Origin of the sequence: Rhodococcus aetherivorans, from assembly GCF_025722975.1 — a bacterium.
In the GTDB taxonomy this organism is placed as follows: domain Bacteria; phylum Actinomycetota; class Actinomycetes; order Mycobacteriales; family Mycobacteriaceae; genus Rhodococcus; species Rhodococcus aetherivorans.
Genome location: NZ_CP106982.1, coordinates 977,708 through 993,398, shown reverse-complemented (window position 1 = coordinate 993,398; position 15,691 = coordinate 977,708). Strand labels below are relative to the sequence as shown.

General features: G+C 69.4%; 16 protein-coding genes. 10 read left to right on the top strand and 6 right to left on the bottom strand.

Annotation, left to right across the window (positions count from 1 at the left end; translation table 11 throughout):
- The first annotated feature begins 2 nt into the window (after nucleotides 1-2).
- From OCS65_RS04690 to OCS65_RS04675, 4 genes are all read left to right on the top strand, one after another.
- The gene (locus OCS65_RS04690) at nucleotides 3-653 is read left to right on the top strand and encodes an arsenate reductase ArsC (RefSeq protein WP_006945075.1); all 651 of its coding nucleotides are present in this window, start codon (nucleotides 3-5) and stop codon (nucleotides 651-653) included.
- A 19-nt stretch (nucleotides 654-672) separates the two neighbouring features.
- The gene (locus tag OCS65_RS04685; RefSeq protein WP_006945074.1) at nucleotides 673-1,089 is read left to right on the top strand and encodes an arsenate reductase ArsC; all 417 of its coding nucleotides are present in this window, start codon (nucleotides 673-675) and stop codon (nucleotides 1,087-1,089) included.
- Nucleotides 1,090-1,210: 121 nt separating this feature from the next.
- Nucleotides 1,211-1,618 carry a DUF2703 domain-containing protein gene (locus OCS65_RS04680; RefSeq protein WP_006945072.1) on the top strand — a complete coding sequence of 136 codons (408 nt, stop codon included), beginning with the start codon at nucleotides 1,211-1,213 and terminating at the stop codon, nucleotides 1,616-1,618.
- A 49-nt stretch (nucleotides 1,619-1,667) separates the two neighbouring features.
- The gene (locus OCS65_RS04675) at nucleotides 1,668-2,735 is read left to right on the top strand and encodes an ArsO family NAD(P)H-dependent flavin-containing monooxygenase (RefSeq protein WP_263509002.1); all 1,068 of its coding nucleotides are present in this window, start codon (nucleotides 1,668-1,670) and stop codon (nucleotides 2,733-2,735) included.
- A gap of 174 nt (nucleotides 2,736-2,909) precedes the next feature.
- Here the strand turns inward: OCS65_RS04675 and OCS65_RS04670 are convergent, their stop codons facing one another.
- Nucleotides 2,910-3,239: a three-helix bundle dimerization domain-containing protein gene (locus tag OCS65_RS04670; RefSeq protein ID WP_006945068.1), complete on the bottom strand. Its 330-nt coding sequence runs from the start codon at nucleotides 3,237-3,239 to the stop codon at nucleotides 2,910-2,912.
- 541 nt (nucleotides 3,240-3,780) lie between these two features.
- Here OCS65_RS04670 and OCS65_RS04665 point away from each other — a divergent pair.
- Together OCS65_RS04665 and OCS65_RS04660 are read left to right on the top strand one after the other, a co-directional pair.
- Entirely contained in the window at nucleotides 3,781-4,203 is a 423-nt protein-coding gene (locus OCS65_RS04665; protein ID WP_006945066.1) for a DUF7144 family membrane protein, read from the top strand.
- A gap of 110 nt (nucleotides 4,204-4,313) precedes the next feature.
- Entirely contained in the window at nucleotides 4,314-4,850 is a 537-nt protein-coding gene (locus tag OCS65_RS04660; RefSeq protein WP_006945064.1) for a DUF1269 domain-containing protein, read from the top strand.
- Here the strand turns inward: OCS65_RS04660 and OCS65_RS04655 are convergent.
- The 4 genes from OCS65_RS04655 to OCS65_RS04640 all read right to left on the bottom strand — a co-directional run bounded on the left by OCS65_RS04655 (nucleotide 4,742) and on the right by OCS65_RS04640 (nucleotide 8,200).
- The gene (locus OCS65_RS04655) at nucleotides 4,742-5,524 is read right to left on the bottom strand and encodes an Rv1733c family protein (protein WP_476727113.1); all 783 of its coding nucleotides are present in this window, start codon (nucleotides 5,522-5,524) and stop codon (nucleotides 4,742-4,744) included. The two genes, OCS65_RS04660 and OCS65_RS04655, sit on opposite strands and share 109 nt — an antisense overlap.
- An 84-nt stretch (nucleotides 5,525-5,608) precedes the next feature.
- Nucleotides 5,609-6,040, bottom strand: a complete 432-nt coding sequence (locus OCS65_RS04650) for an SHOCT domain-containing protein (RefSeq protein ID WP_065922017.1) — start codon at nucleotides 6,038-6,040, stop codon at nucleotides 5,609-5,611.
- Between the two features lie 275 nt (nucleotides 6,041-6,315).
- On the bottom strand, nucleotides 6,316-6,681 hold the full coding sequence (locus OCS65_RS04645; RefSeq protein ID WP_065922015.1) for a SpoIIAA family protein: 366 nt from the start codon (nucleotides 6,679-6,681) through the stop codon (nucleotides 6,316-6,318).
- A 250-nt stretch (nucleotides 6,682-6,931) separates the two neighbouring features.
- Nucleotides 6,932-8,200 (bottom strand): APC family permease, encoded by a 1,269-nt coding sequence (locus tag OCS65_RS04640; protein WP_065922014.1) that lies wholly within the window; start codon nucleotides 8,198-8,200, stop codon nucleotides 6,932-6,934.
- 693 nt (nucleotides 8,201-8,893) lie between these two features.
- Here OCS65_RS04640 and OCS65_RS04635 point away from each other — a divergent pair.
- The 4 genes from OCS65_RS04635 (at nucleotide 8,894) to OCS65_RS04620 (ending at nucleotide 13,485) form a co-directional block, all read left to right on the top strand.
- Nucleotides 8,894-10,030 (top strand): M24 family metallopeptidase, encoded by a 1,137-nt coding sequence (locus tag OCS65_RS04635; RefSeq protein WP_263508995.1) that lies wholly within the window; start codon nucleotides 8,894-8,896, stop codon nucleotides 10,028-10,030.
- A gap of 207 nt (nucleotides 10,031-10,237) precedes the next feature.
- Complete coding sequence (gadC, locus tag OCS65_RS04630; RefSeq protein WP_029546387.1) at nucleotides 10,238-11,692, top strand: glutamate/gamma-aminobutyrate antiporter GadC; 1,455 nt, start codon at nucleotides 10,238-10,240, stop codon at nucleotides 11,690-11,692.
- Nucleotides 11,689-12,135, top strand: coding sequence for a hypothetical protein (locus tag OCS65_RS04625; RefSeq protein ID WP_029546388.1), 447 nt, complete (start codon nucleotides 11,689-11,691; stop codon nucleotides 12,133-12,135). Before gadC ends, OCS65_RS04625 begins: the two co-directional genes overlap by 4 nt.
- Nucleotides 12,136-12,138: 3 nt before the next feature.
- Nucleotides 12,139-13,485 carry a dipeptidase gene (locus OCS65_RS04620; RefSeq protein ID WP_263508993.1) on the top strand — a complete coding sequence of 449 codons (1,347 nt, stop codon included), beginning with the start codon at nucleotides 12,139-12,141 and terminating at the stop codon, nucleotides 13,483-13,485.
- A gap of 139 nt (nucleotides 13,486-13,624) precedes the next feature.
- Here the strand turns inward: OCS65_RS04620 and OCS65_RS04615 are convergent, their stop codons facing one another.
- Entirely contained in the window at nucleotides 13,625-15,688 is a 2,064-nt protein-coding gene (locus tag OCS65_RS04615; RefSeq protein ID WP_263508991.1) for a phage holin family protein, read from the bottom strand.
- Nucleotides 15,689-15,691: the final 3 nt, after the last annotated feature.

The window sequence follows — 15,691 nt, the reverse complement described above, 5'->3', positions numbered from 1 at the left end:
GCATGTCCGACCGCCACCAGCCCGAACTGCTCATGCCGCAGGCAGTACTCCAGCGTGCCGCCGAGCACCTCGCCGACAAGTACGACGGAATCTTCTCCCCGCAGACCGTCGAACGGGTGGTGTTCGAGTCCTATGCGGCACTGCGCCGCACCGCCACCGTCTGCACCCACCTGACCGCGCTCGCCCCGCGGTTCGCCGCCGAACGCCTGACCGCGCTGGCCCAGGCCGAAGGCGCCGTCGCCAAGGACGTTCCGGAGGTGCTGTTCGTCTGTGTACACAACGCCGGCCGCTCCCAGATGGCCGCCGCCCTGCTCGACCACCGTGCCGGTGGCCGCGTCCACGTCCGCTCCGCCGGCTCCGCGCCGATCGCGGCGATCAACCCGGTCGTGGTCGAGGCCATGGCCGAACTCGGACTCGATCTCGGCGCCGAGTTCCCCAAGCCGCTCACCGACGACGTCGTCGCCGCCGCGGACGTGGTCGTGACCATGGGCTGCGGCGACGCCTGCGCCGTCTACCCAGGCAAGCGCTACCTCGACTGGACCGTCCCCGACCCGGACGGACAATCCCTCGAGGTGGTCCGCACCCTCCGTGACGACCTCGACGCCCGGGTCCGCGCTCTGCTCGCCGACCTCACCGCCGTTCCCACCGTCTGACACCCGAAAGGTTCCCTCGATGACCACCAAGCCGTCCGTGCTGTTCGTGTGCGTGCACAACGCCGGCCGCTCCCAGATGGCCGCCGGATTCCTCACCGCCCTCGCCGGCGACGCCGTCGAGGTCCGTTCCGCCGGCAGCGCCCCCGCCGATCAGGTCAACCCCGCCGCCGTCGAGGCCATGGCCGAGCTCGGCATCGACATCTCCACCCAATCCCCGAAGATCCTCACCACCGACGCCGTCGAAGCCTCCGACGTGGTGATCACCATGGGCTGCGGCGACACCTGCCCGGTCTTCCCCGGCAAGAGCTACCGCGACTGGGTGCTCGAGGACCCGGCCGGCAAGGGCGTCGAGTCGGTCCGCCCCATCCGCGACGAGATCAAGACGCGGGTCGAGGCACTGATCGCCGAACTCGTCCCCGGCGCCGTCCGCAGCTGACCCGACCGCAGGGCGGGCCCCGGCCGGATCCGTCGGGACACGCCCTGCGGCCCGGCCGGGTCGGCCACACTGGAGCCCGGGGCGACTCCCACCTTCCCCGCGAACCGAGAAGGGGTGCGCGATGACGGCACTGCCCATCGTCTGGCAACGCCTGGTCAGCCAGGGCCAGACGTGCCGCCGCTGCGCCGGCACCGGTGAGCAGGTCCAGCACGCGGTCGGCACGCTCGAGCAGGTCCTGCGCCCGCTCGGCATCGCACCGCAACTCGAGGTCCGCGAACTCGACGACGCCGCCTTCGCCGCGAACCCGGCCGAATCCAACCGCATCTGGATCGCCGGCCGTCCGCTCGAGGACTGGCTCGACGCCGACGTCGGCAGCAGCCGCTGCTGCTCGGTGTGCGGCGACTCCCCGTGCCGGACCGTCGCACTCGGACCGGTCACGTTCGAGGAGATCCCCGAACGACTGATCGTCAAAGCCGCCCTGATCGCCGCGGCGAGCCTGCTCGACGCCCCCGAACACCCTGACGGCTGACACCGGTAGCTCTGCGCACGACGACGGGCCACGGGTGACGAGGGAGACGATGAGCGCGATCGAGGTGGACGTCGTGGTGATCGGGGGCGGGCAGGCCGGCCTGGCCGCCGGGTACTACCTGCGCCGGGCCGGGCACGAGTTCGTCATCCTCGACGACCGGTCCGCGCCGGGCGGGGCGTGGCCGCACACCTGGCCGTCGCTGCGGCTGTTCTCCCCCGCGGAGTACGCGTCGCTGCCGGGATGGCCGATGCCGCCGTGGCGGGACGGGTTCCCACCCGCTCGGCATGTGATCGAGTATCTGACCGCGTACGAGCGTCGCTACGGCCTGCCGGTGCGGCGGCCGGTGCGGGTGCGGGCGGTCACCCGTGACGACGACCGGGAGCGGCTGCGGGTGGACACCGCGGAGCAGGTGTGGCGGGCACGGCGGGTGATCAGTGCCACCGGCACCTGGCAGCAGCCGTTCTGGCCCGTCTATCCCGGAGCCCGCAGCTTCGCGGGCAGACAGTTGCACACCGTGCAGTACCGCACCCCGGGTGAATTCGCCGGTAAGACGGTGGTGGTGATCGGCGGCGGCAACTCCGGGGCCCAGCTGGTCGCCGAGATCTCGGAGGTCACAGGCACCACCTGGGTGACCCCCCGGCCGCCGCGATTCCTGCCGGACGACGTCGACGGACGCGTGCTGTTCGAGATGGCCTCGCGGCGCGCGCTGGCGCTGGCGGCCGGACGCCCCGATCCGGGCGGCATCACCGACCTCGGTGACATCGTGATGGTCCCGGAGGTCCTCGCGGCCCGGGACCGCGGCGCGCTGGATCCGCTGCCGATGTTCGACCGACTGACCCGTGACGGCGTCTTCTGGGACGACACCGGCGAGAGCCGGCACGCGGAGGTGATCGTGTGGGCCACCGGTTTTCGACCCGCCCTGACGCCTCTGCGGCCGTTGCACCTGCGTGGGCCGGACGGTTCGATCGCTGTGGCGGGCACCCAGGCGTTGAAGGAACCCCGGCTGCATCTGCTCGGCTACGGGGACTGGACCGGCCCCGGCTCGGCCACGCTGATCGGGGTCGGGCGCACCGCCAAGGCCGCCGTCGCCGGGCTGGCGATGGACCCCAGCCCCTGAGCCCCCGTCGTTGATTCGTGTCGGATTCCCAACCGTTTCAGGACGTGACTCCGGTTTCGGGCATGGGTGTGTCGCCGACACCCTGGCTGCGTGCCGAGCATCCCGCCCGCCCGGGTGTGGTGGACGACCGTCGACTCCGGTTCCGACCCGGGTCTCGCCGTCTCTTGTCACCGCCTACGACAGGCGTGATGAGCGACGCACGAGAACGGCCCACCGCACCCGGACGCTGCTCGCGGTCCGCACCTCGCCGGTCTCGGTCACCGCGGGCGGTTCGGGAGTGCGCATCGGTTCTCGAGACTCCGGTGCACGGTGGTACGTCGCGTCGAGTGTGCGCGTGGCGGCCCGTTCGACCAGCAGGGGGACGAAGTCTCGGATGCGGCATCCGTCGAGCCGACCGAGCGTGGCCTCGATCAGGCCCCCCACCACCTCGGGGTCGAGGTCGGGGTAGCGCTGGCCGAGCCGGATTCGGACGACGTCGATGGCGTGCACTTCGCTGTCGTCCATGAGAAGTATTGTCCCGCAGAACAGGACGGGTAGGAACACGTTTCGATACCACTTCGATCTGCGCACCCGCGGCGGAATCAGGCCCCTCTGCACGAGGCCGGTGGGGTCTGTTCGGATCGTCGGCCGGCCCGGGTCATGTCGAACGCCTGCGGCGGTGGGCACGGGCCGGCGGCGGGCCACTCGATGACGAAATGGTCGATCGGGCCCGTCTCGTCGCTGTCGATAACGGCCGTCGCAGAGCCTCTCCCGCTGTAGCGAAACGCTCGAACCGACTCCGCCCGAGGCCCTGTCCTCTGCACGGCGGGTCGTGTACGGGGGCAGGAACCGGGTTCGTCGTTGACGGTGGCCCTGTGTGCCCACCTTCGGCGCGGTGTCCGCCCGGGGAAGGCACCTCGTGCAACCGAGCGAAAGCACGTGAGACCGTTTCCCGGACCACGCACCGTTCACCCCGGACGGTGAGGAAGATCAGCACTTTCCCCGATGCGGATGCGGGATCGGCGCATACTGCTGATGTCTCATCCAACCTGTGAAGGGGACCGCCATGTCCGAGGATGTACGTCACGACCCGGGAAGCATCAGCGTCAAGCAGGGCATCGCGGCGGGCACGTCGGTGGGGGCGGCGGTCATCATGGCCACCGTCGGCATCGTCCAGTTGCTCCAGGGCATCGCCGCGGTGGCCGAGGACGAGTTGTTCGTCCAGGGCCAGGAGTACACGTTCAAGTTCGACTTCACCGCGTGGGGGTGGATCCACATCGTCCTCGGAGTGGTGTTGGTGGTCGTGGGCATCGCCTTGATCACCGGCGCAACGTGGGCGCGGGTAGCGGCGATCGTCGTCGCGGCACTGTCGATCCTGGCGAACTTCCTGTGGCTGCCGTACTACCCGTGGTGGTCGATCCTGATCATCGCCTTGGACGTGGTGGTCATCTGGGCGGTGTCGACCTGGAATCCGCGAGCCGACTACTAGGACGAATCCTGCCGTCGGGCCGAGCTTCGCCCTCGGCAACGCGACGGCCGTCAGGCGCTGACGTCCGTCGGTCAGCCCCTGCAGGTCGATCAGATTTCGGAGGTTTGCACATGAGCAAGCACGAGCACGACATCCTGTACGTGAGCGCTGCGGCATACGACAGCGTCGAGGACGCCGTAGCGGACTACGAGGCACTCGAGCAGCTGTACCGCGAGATACGCACCTCCCACGACTTCGACGCGTCCGTCATCGCCAAGGACGAGAACGGGAAGGTCCACATCGTCAAGAAGCACGAACAACCCACCCGCCACGGGGCAGCGGTCGGCCTCGGCTGGGGACTGGCGGTGGGTGTGGTGGCGGCGCTGTTCCCGCCCGTGGGCATCGGTCTCGTCGGCGCTGCCGCCGGCGGGACGGCCCTCGGGGCCGTGGTGGGGCACGCCAGCGACCGGATGAAACGCAGCGACGTCAAAGAACTCGGTGAGACCCTCGACGAGGGCCAGGCCGGCGTGATCGTGGTGTACGAAACCAACCTCGCCGATCAGATCGTCGCAAACATCAAAGCCGCCAACCGGATCGTCTCCAAAGCCACCGACATGGCCGCCGACCAACTCGCCATCGACATCAGGAACGCCGAGCAGAATCGATAACCTCGCGAACGCTCGCATCGCCCCTGAGCTCCGCGTTCGAGCGCGTCCGCACACCTGCCGCTCAGGCCGGCCATCCCGGCGTGGTGCCCAGCCCGCGCCACTCGCTGTCCCAGGCCGCCCCTCGGCGATGCTCGGCCCACCGGTGCAGCCCGTACAGCCCCGCGCCTGCCGCCGCCGTCACCGTCCATACCGTCAGGGCCGCGACGACGGCGGTGGCGGCACTGTCCGCCCCGCTCCGCGGAGGGGGCGACCGGAGTGCCGGTCACATCGACCCACAGGTCGATCGTCTCCCCGGGGCGGGCACCGGCAGCCGGATCCCACCGCGCGGTCCGGGATTGCCCGTCCTGCATCCACCGCACCCAGCGGCCATCGTCGACTTCCCCGGTGCGCGGTGACGTCTCAGTGTCCTGCCGAGCAGCCGCATTCCCCGGTGCCGAGCCGAGCACAACGGCCTCGACCTGGCGGCTGGTCTGCCGGTCCAGACGCGACCGCTCCACCAGCCCGTCATAGGTGATCGTGCCGTATGCCGCGGCGAGGGGAACCATCATCAGCACGAACACCACCACCATCAGAGCGAGGCCCGATTCGATCCGGTCGTACCGGCGCATCAGCGGACTGCGGCTCCACGGAGCCTGACGCCACAGGCGAACGGTCCGGGACGGTCCGGTCTCCATCACCTTCACCCCGCACGTCTACTCCGGCCCGAGGTCACGGCCGGCGCAGGCGGTCCCCGCACCGGCACCTCGTGCAGTCGCTCGTCAGCGACGGGGCATGCTGTCGCGCCCGGTGGTGCCCTGCCCGGCGGTATTCTGCCCCACCGCCTTGGCCTTGAGCTGCGCGAACTCCGCGGGGGTGATCGCACCCGAGTCGAGCAGGGCCTTCGCGTCGGCGATCTGCCCGGCCGGAGATCTGCCGGCCGTCACCTGCCGGATGTACTCGTCGGTGGTCTGCCTGGCCGCGAGCTGCGCCTGCCCGGCCCGGATGGCCATCCCCTGGCCGCGCACCACGAGGTAGATCAAGGCGCTGAAGAACGGGACCACGATCAGCACCACCACCCAGAAGGCCTTGGCCACGCCGGAGACGGTGTGGTCCCGGAACAGATCGATCAGGATCCGGAACAGCACGATCAGATACGCCGCGAACACGAACACGACGATCGTGTACCACAGGAAATCCCAGAACGACTCCATGATGTGCACCTCCTCGACCGCCGCAGCGGCGTCGACACCGCTGCTACGGCACCGCACACTGCCCGGACTCGACCGGATCGAGCAGGCGCCGTCGGACGAATCGTTCGACCAGCTCGGGGCAGGTCCGGCACCGGAACCCCCGCAAGTCCTCGACGCCGACGCCACGACCGCCTCCACTCGATGCAGGTGGGGACGGCCGTCGAACTCGGCGACGAGCCGCTCCACCGCTCCGCGGTGAGGGGAACCGCACCCGCCTCGGTCATGCTCGTCTCGAATCACGCAGTCCCGGTGTGCTCCGCCGGAAAGGACTGCCTCGAGTGTATGTCCGGCCACCGCCCCAGCACCCGGGATCGCCCACCCGACGGGAAGAAGTGCATCATTGCCCCCGTACGACCGGCTGCCCGAGTGTCGGTGCCGACGTGCCAGCCGCCGACCTGCGCCGCCCAGGCGATCGGGTCGCCCCGGGCGGCCACGGGAAAGCGCCCGAGGTCGCCCGGCGTCATCCCACCGAACAACGAGATGACGGTGATCACCTGGTCGGTGAACCACGCGATCCGCGTCCCTCGGGTGAGGTGTGCGACCCCGACCTCGAGGTCCTCCCACGCCCCGGCCGAGATCCCGTCGCACCGCTCGAACACCAAGACGAGGCGGATCTCGCTGCCGCGGTCGCCAACTCGTGCACGACCGGCATCAGCACGTCGTCGTCATCGGAGGAGTAGAGCCCACCGACCGCTGCGAAGCCGAGGACCCCGTCGGGCGGCCCTTCGAGCGGTTCGAACATGGCGACGACGCGAGGGGCGGTGATCGGTGGCGGTAACCCCACCCGGGTGCGGAAGGCTCCGGGGACACCGCGGAGGACCGGCCCCATCGGTCCCACCGCCGGGGTCGGGCTCACCGCGCTTTCGGGGCCCGGTGGGTGCGTAGGCGGCTCCAGATCGTTTCGAGCACGACCGCCAGCGCCACGATCGCGATCATCGCCGCGAACGTCTCGGGCGAGGTCTGCAGGGTCTGCACCGCGAAGACGGCGAGCACGATCACGGTCAATGCGATGCCGGTGACGAGGATGCCGGCCCGGGAGGCTGTTTCGCGGCGGAGGCGGTACGCCGCGATCGAGGTCACGAGGAAGATCGCCAGGGCCACGACGCTGCCGAGGGAGGCGATGGCGGTCAGATCCACCAGGTTCGCCAGCAGCAGGATCAACACGACTGAGATGGACAGCCCGCGCGTGCCCCCGAGCCTGGCTCGACTGCCGAACACCGGGGGGAAGGTGCCCGATTCGGCCAGCTTCGCGGTGGAGCCGACCGCCGCGTAGATGTTGGCGTTGACCGAGGAGGAGGTGGCCAGCAGGGCAGCGAGGGCCATGATCGCGAAACCGGCGTCGCCGAGGGCGGGTTTGGCGGCGACGGCGAGGGCGGTCTCGCCGTTGTCGATGACCTCCTGCACGGTCAGGGTTCCGAAGACTCCGACGGCAATCGCGACGTACACGGTGACCGTGATGCCCAATGCCAGATACATCGCCCGCGGCAGGTTACGGCTCGGGTCGGGAAGGTCGTCGCCGGTGAAGCTGACGACGGTGAAGCCGAGGTAGGCGAAGAAGGTCAGCGCCACGCTGGAGACGATGTCGACCGTCGGTGGGTAGGTGGACGGCGCCAGCAGCTCCGGGTCGAGTTGAGTGAGCGTGACGACGACGAAGACCGCGAACACGGCCAGCAGTATCACCACGATCGCGCTCTGGACCCGCTCGATGGACTTCGCGCCGGCGATGTTGACCGCCGCCACGAGCAGGACCACGACGGTGGTGAGAATTTTGCTCCAGGCGGTGGACTCGTCGAAGAACAGTGCGGCGCCGTAGCTGCCGAACGAGACGGACACCATGGCGGTGACGATGACGGCCGCGAAATAGAGCAGCCAGGAGGTGATGGCGGTGAGGTGTCCTCGGCCGTACGCCTGCAGCAGGAACGTCACGATGCCCCCCGAGGACGGGTAGCGCGCCCCCAGCTTCGCGACGGCGTAGCCCTGCAAGGTGGCCACCACCCCCGCGAGCAGGAACGACACCCACACCGCCGAGCCGGCCACGGCTCCGGCTTCTCCGAGAAGCGCGAAGATGCCGGCTCCGACCATGGAGCCGACCCCGAGGAAGGCGGCGCCACGCACGGTCATGGTCCGGGCACCTGGGGGCGCGGCCTCCCCTGCGGGAGGATGTCGCCAGCCACTGTCACGGCCGTCGGGCGGCCTCGGGGCCCTGTCGTCCATGTCCTACATGATGCAACCGGCACGGTCGGCCACGGCCGAGTTCGATCCGATCAGTCCGCTGTCCGACCCCCGACCCCGGACGGCCTTTCGGGAGACGGCCTCAGGGGCGGCCGGAGGAGGCGAGCGCTCCCCGGAGGGGGACATGCGATTCGGACTACGGCGCTCGGGCACCAACCCTCGCCCATCGGGATCGGCTCGCTACCGCGCTCTCCGACACGACCGAGCGCAGTGACGACACCGCACACGTACCGACCAGGGTGCCTGCGGGGCATCTCGATTCCGCCCGGGCGCCGCGGTTCTCGGGGCGGCTTCCCCTGCGCTCTTGACAGGGCACCACTGCAGCTCAGCGGTGTCGAGTCTCGGCAGTGACAGTTGTACGCGATTCGGCTGCGGGTGCGATCCGGGCGGGTGCACAATTCGGCATAGCGGGCAATGCACACCGCCGTAGAGGTGAACCGTGTCGATGGGGTGTCGATCGAGTACCGGCCCTGGGAAGCCGTCATCCCAGGGCCGGGGACGTGGCGAGTGGTGTGCATTCGGTTCTGTTTCTCGAGGTTCGACTCGGCGGTCGAACCTCCCCCGAGGCCACCGGGGGCTGCGATGACATCGATCGTGCATCCGACACCGGCACCGTTCACCGGCGACGATTACGCGGCCCGCATGGCCCGGGTGGTGCGCGTTGCCGTCGGCGCCGGCCTCGACGGTGTGCTCCTCACTCCCGGACCGGACCTGGTCTGGCTGACGGGGTATCGGCCGACGGCGATCACCGAACGCCTCACCGTTCTGGTGCTGCGCCCCGATCGACAACCGACCATGGTGGTGCCCGCGCTCGAACGCCCCGACGCCGAAGCCGCGGACGGTGCGGCCGCCGTGTCGTTCGTGGAGTGGACCGATGGCACCGACCCGTATCGGGTGGTCGGCGCGCTGCTGGCTCCCTCCCGGACCTATGGCATCTCGGATTCGGCCTGGGCGATGCACCTGCTGGGCCTGCAACGACAGGTGCCGCACTCGTCGTATGTGGCCGTGACCGAGGGCATGCCGATGTTGCGTGCGGTCAAGGACGCCGGCGAACTGGCTCGGCTGACGGCGGCCGGCGCCGCAGCCGATGCGGTCTTCGAGCAAATCGTGCGGACCCGTTTCGCCGGGCGGCGAGAACTCGAGGTGGCAGCGGAGCTGGCGGGACTGTTGCGCCGATTCGGACATGAGCAGGTCGACTTCACCGTGGTCGGGTCCGGACCCAACGGGGCCAATCCGCACCATGAGGCCGGGGACCGGGTGATCGAACCCGGCGACACCGTCGTCCTGGACTTCGGCGGCCTGATGTTCGGCTATGGATCGGACACCACCCGCACGGTCTCGGTCGGAGAGCCGACACCCGAGGTGCGGCAGGTGCACGAAATCGTCCGGCGGGCACAGCAGGCGGCAGTGGAGGCGGTCCGGCCCGGGGTGAGCTGCCAGCACATCGATCGCGTGGCGCGATCGGTGATCAGCGAGGCCGGATACGGCGAGCAGTTCATTCACCGCACCGGACACGGGATCGGGGTCACCACACACGAGCCGCCGTACATCGTCGAGGGCGAACAGCAACCCCTGGTGCCCGGCATGTGCTTTTCCATCGAACCGGGGATCTATCTCGCCGGCCGCTTCGGGATCCGCATCGAAGACATCGTCACGGTCACCGCCGACGGCTGTCGCCGTCTCAACACCACCAGCCACGAACTAGAGGTCGTCGACTAACTGCCGCAGGAGGTCGGATCGAGCAGAAAAGGCGCCGGTCGTGCACCGGCACAGCAGTTCCACGACGAGGGCGCCCCGACTGCGCCGTGACGAGGAGGACAGTGGGATGACTTGCTGCACCGAGGTATCGACCACCCCCGGCCGGCCGCGGCGGCGCCGCGCTGCGGGCGCGGGCGCCGAGTGCCGGATTCGCGACGGGTGGAGGTCATGAGCGCGCCGGACATCCCCGCCGACCGGCCGCCCACCGAGGCCGGGGCCCGTACCCGAGCTCCGGCGGGTTCCTGGATCTCCTGGGTCGCTCTGGCGTTGATGACCACCAGTTCGGTGGCGAGCTTGCGGCCGTCGCCGACCATGGCCGTGTACGGCTTGGCGTGCGTGTTCTTGTATCTGATTCCCGCCCTGGTGTTCTTGCTGCCGACCTCGCTGGTGTCGGCCGAGTTGGCGTCGGGATGGGAAGGCGGGGTCTACAACTGGGTGGCTCTCGGAATCTCCAAGCCGATGGGGTTCTTGGCCGTGTGGTGCCAGTTCGCCATGACGATCTTCTACTACCCCAGTCTGCTCGGGTACGTCGCAAGTACCCTTGCCTACGTCATCAACCCGGCACTGGCCAGCAGCGGAGTATGGACCGCGTTGGTCATCGTGGTCGCCTACTGGTCCGGGGTCTACATCTCCTCCCGGGGCACCAAGGGCGTTGCCGGTCTGGCCAGCGGTGGCCTGATCATCGGCACCCTGGTGCCCGGCGCGCTGCTGGTGATCCTGGGCATGGTCTTCCTCGGCCAGGGCAATCCCTCCGCCGCGCCGATGACCGTCGACAACCTGCTGCCGGCCTGGGCCGGTCTGGCCAGCCTCGTGCTGATCGTCAACAACTTTCTCTCCTACTCCGGGATGGAGATGAACGCAGTGCACGTGTCGTCCCTGCGCAACCCCGCCAAGGAATTCCCCCGGTCGATGTTTCTGTCCATGGCCCTGGTGCTGTTGATCTTCATCCTGCCCGCGTTGGCGATCAGCTGGGTGGTCCCGGCCGAACAGTTGTCCCTCACCGCCGGCGTGATGCAGGCCTTCGACGCGGTCTTCGCGCAGTTCGGCTGGCAATGGCTGACCCCGGTCATCGGGATCATGCTGGTGACGGCGTCGCTCGGGGGCATGTTGACCTGGTTGGCCGGGCCGTCGAAGGGTCTGCTGCTCATCTCCCGGCAGGAAGGCTATCTTCCCCCGTTCCTGCAGCGGGTCAACAAGCACGGCGTCCAGCAGAACATTCTCGTCACCCAGGGCCTGCTCACCACCGTGATCGCCCTGCTCTACGCCTTCATCCCGGACGTGTCCAGCGCGTACTGGATCTTCTCGGTGATCACCACGCAGGTGTACCTGATCATGTACCTGCTGATGTTTGTCGCCGCAGTCCGGCTGCGCCGCCGGTACCCCGACCACCCGCGGGGCTACCGGGCACCGATGCTGGTGGGACTGTGCGGAGTCGGGTTCGCCGCCTCGCTCGCCGCCTTGCTCATCGGTTTCATTCCGCCGTCGCAGTTCAGTTCCGGCAACGCCGGGGTGTACTTCCTGATCATCGCCGCCGGAGCCCTCGGCCTCGGCCTGCTCGTGCCGTACCTGTTCTACAGGTCGCGCAAGCCGTCCTGGAAGCAACCGGAGGTGAGTTCGTCATGACCACCGAGACGGAGACCTCGAACCCCCGCGAGCGCATGATCATCTATGCCGTCGTCGCATTTGTCGTCGTCCTCCTCGTGTTCATCGCCCTGCTCCTGTTTCCCTATGTCTCGTCGAGCGGAGAGGCCGAGGCCAAGGCGGACCAACTCATTGCCGCACTCGACGAGGCCGGCGCCCGGACCCCGGCGCGCGAACAGATCACCCGGGTGCTCGGTGACGACGGCGGGGCGATCTGCGCCAACCCGAATGCGGCGCTGACCCGGGCAACGCTGCTGTCCCAGATGGTCAACGGAGCCGGGGGTCCGGGAACCCGGCCGGTCGTCGTCGACGACCGGGTCGTACAAGGAGAACTGTTGGTCCTCGAGATCTACTGCCCCGAGGAGCTGGCCGAATTCCAGCAGTTCGTCGGCACCCTCGAGACGAGCGACGTGGCAGGGGAATAGGCGATGGACCTGAGAGAACGCATTGCCGACCTGATGCCGCAGGTGCGAGAAGAACTGACCGAACTCGTCGCCCTGCAATCGGTGGCCGACCCCCGCCGGTATCCTCCCGAACAATGCCACCGTGCTGCCCAGTGGGTGCGGGAGGCGTTCCACCGGCTCGGCTTCACCGATGCCCGTCTGGAGGACACCGCCGACGGCAGCGCGGCCGTGGTGGGATCGCGGCCCTGCCCGAACCCGCACGCCCCCACCGTGCTGCTCTACGCCCACTACGATGTCCAACCCCCGCTCGACGAGAGTGCCTGGCACACACCCCCGTTTCAGCTCACCGAGAAGAACGGACGCTGGTACGGTCGCGGGACCGCCGACTGCAAAGGCAACATCCTCGTCCATCTGACGGCGCTGCGAGCCCTCGGCGACGAACTGCCGGTGCACCTGAAACTCGTCGTCGAAGGCTCGGAGGAGCAGGGCACCGGGGGCCTGGAAGCCTTCGTGCCAGACCACGCCGATCTCCTGCGGGCCGACGCGATCCTCGTGTGCGACACCGGCAACGCCGCCGTCGGTCACCCCGCCGCCACCGTCAGCCTGCGCGGCATGGTCAACGTCGTCGTCACCGTCGACGCCCTCGCCTCCGAACTGCACTCGGGCATGTTCGGGGGCGCCGCCCCAGACGCTCTCGCCGCCCTGGTGGCCATGCTGGCGACCCTGCGCGACACCGCAGGCAACACCACCGTCGAAGGCCTGGACAACACCCAGACCTGGACGGGTCAGACCTACCCGCCCGAACAGTTCCGTACGGACGCCGGCATGCTCGCCACCGAATCGCTGCTCGGCGACGGCACCGTCTCCGACATGCTCTGGGCACGCCCGGCCCTGACCATCCTCGGCATCGATTGCCCGTCGGTGCTCGGCTCGGCGGCCGCAATCGCCCCGCGAGCACGCGCCCGCCTGAATCTGCGCATCCCTCCCGGACTCGAACCAGCACAGGCCCAACAAGCCCTGAGCGCCCATCTGCACGCCGCCGCGCCGTGGGGAGTCGCCGTCGAAGTCGAAGTCGAAGCCTCCGGATCCCCGTTCCGGGCCCGCACCGACGGACCCGCCTACCGGGCCCTCGACGCGGCCATGCAGGAAGCCTACGGCCGGCCGATGGCCATGCTGGGACAGGGCGGATCGATTCCCCTGTGCAACGTCTTCGCCGACACCTACCCCGACGCGGAGATCATCTTGATGGGCGTCGAGGAACCCCAAGCCCTGATCCACGCCCCCAACGAAAGCGTCGACCCCACCGAGATCGCGGCGATGTCCCTGGTCGAAGCCCGGTTCCTGCAGAACTACCCGATCACACATCCGTGACGCCCGGTCCGGACGACGCCGCCTCGGGTCAATCGAACACACGGTCGCGGTGAGCCGGCGCTCGTGAGCGGGCACAGGGGCTGCCGGGTCGAGGCGGTGGTGGCGCTGGGACAGCGACCTCGGTCGGTCTGTCCCGCGGTCAGCCCCGGGATGCCGGGCGTCTCGGGTCATCCACACCGGTCGTCGCGTCCTGCTTCGTCACCGCTGGGCGCGGTCCCGTCGAAAAATCCCGCCAGCCGACGAGCACCGTGTGCACGGTTTCGGCGCCGTGCAGCGGTTCGGGCGGGGCGGGCAGATCGGCGGGGTAGACGAGAAACGGAGTGCTCTGCGGTCCGCCCATGCCGCCGTGCGAGCCGACCTGCTCCTCGAACGCCGCGACCTCGTCGGTGTCGGGCCAGTACGTGCCGCCGACCATGATGTCGGCAACGTTGTCGAAGGTGTCGGTGCGACGCACCTTCGCCAGCGCGTCGGGGCCCATCACCGCCAGCGGGTTCCGGCCGGTGACCTTCCCCGTGGTCACGTCGACCTCGCCGTGGGGCCCGAGCACCACGGACCCCCCGGGAGCGGCCACGAGCAGGAAGCCGATCCCGGGATGCTCGCGCAGCCCGGTGAGCAGACCAGGGTGGGCGGCCTCGATGGCGTGGACGTCGGCGCGTCCGGGCAGGTGCGGGAAGTAGACCAGGCCGAGGTTGCCCGAGCCGAGCACGATCGGCTCACCCGCGCAGGCGTGCGCCTCCTCGGCGGCGGCCGGCGAGTGCACGCTGGCCGCGGCGTAGGCGCGCCCCTCCGACCCGGGCTGGGCGGAGACGTCGGATTCGCGCTCGTACCAGTGGCGCTTCGCCGGTTCGCGCCGGGTGGCCAGCCGGATGACCAACTGCCCCAAGGTTTCCCCGTAGCGTTGCAGAAAGGTCGCGCCCTGACTCTGCCCGTGGTCGGACAGCACGACGACGCGGTAGGGCCGATCGGCCTGCGCCACCACGGCGAGCAGCATCTCGACGACGTCGTCGAGTTTGGTCAGCACCGCGAGGGTCTCGGGCCGGGAGATGCCGGAGTGGTGCGACACCTCGTCGTAGCCGATCAGGTCGACGTAGACGATGCTGCGCCCCTTGATCAGATCGCCGACCACCGCCGCGACGGCGACATCGGTGGCGAGCACGGTCGCGAACGCCCGCACGAACGGATAGAGCCCGCCCCGCGGCACCCGCGGCTGGATGTCCTTCCGCTTCTGCCGCAGCGACTGGCGTAGTTCCCGTTGCAGTTCCGCGAGCATCCGGATGAACGTGCGCAGCGCGCTCGCCGGGTCGGCGAAGTAGTCGCTGTAGCCGGCACCGCCGCCGAGGCGGGCACCGCGCATCCGGCTGACGACGAGCACGTTGTCGTGCGCGCCGCCGGTGAACAAGTTGCCCCGGCTCGTACCGTCGTGCGCCAGCAGGCCGGGGATGTGGGTGCGTTCGAGTTCGCGTTGCTCGTTGTCGACCGGGTTGCTGAACACCGAGACGTGCTCGGCGGTCTTGTCGTACCAGCGGAACGCCGGCACGTTGTGGTTGGAGCCGTGCAGCACGCCCAGCTGGGTCGCACCCGTCTGACTGCTCCAGTCGGTGTGCCACGGCATCAGCCGGTGGGTCTCGCGCACCAACTTCGCCAGCGCGGGGGTCACACCGTCGGCGATCGCGCGACGCAGCACGTCGTAGCCGAGGCCGTCGATCTGGATGCACAACAGCCCCGGGGACGCGTCCACGAGTGCGGTGTTGCGACGCAACCGGAACCGCTGTCGGCGCACCTGCATCAGCCGGTACGCGGTATCGGAACGGGACGCGATGGCGCCCGAGACGACGGAGGTGAACAGCGAGAGCAGCGCCGCGAGGTAGAACGCATCCCGGCGCTGGTCCACCGACGCGACCGGTACCAGGTAGAGCGTCAACAGCATGATCACACCGCCCGCCACGAACACCCCGACGAACAGCAGCACCGGACCGATCCACGACATCAACCGCATCATCACCGGCCACAGCGCCGCGTTCAGGAGGCCGAACACCAACGCGAGCACCAGCGCGGCCGGCAGCGTCGGTAGCGGAGTGAAGCCCGACGGGTCCAGGGTGATGCCGTCGAGGATGCGGTCGAGCACGATGAGCGCGAGCGCCGACGACCCCCACAGCACCAGGAACTCGACGAGCACCCGCACCATGCCGCCCACCGTGCGCATCGC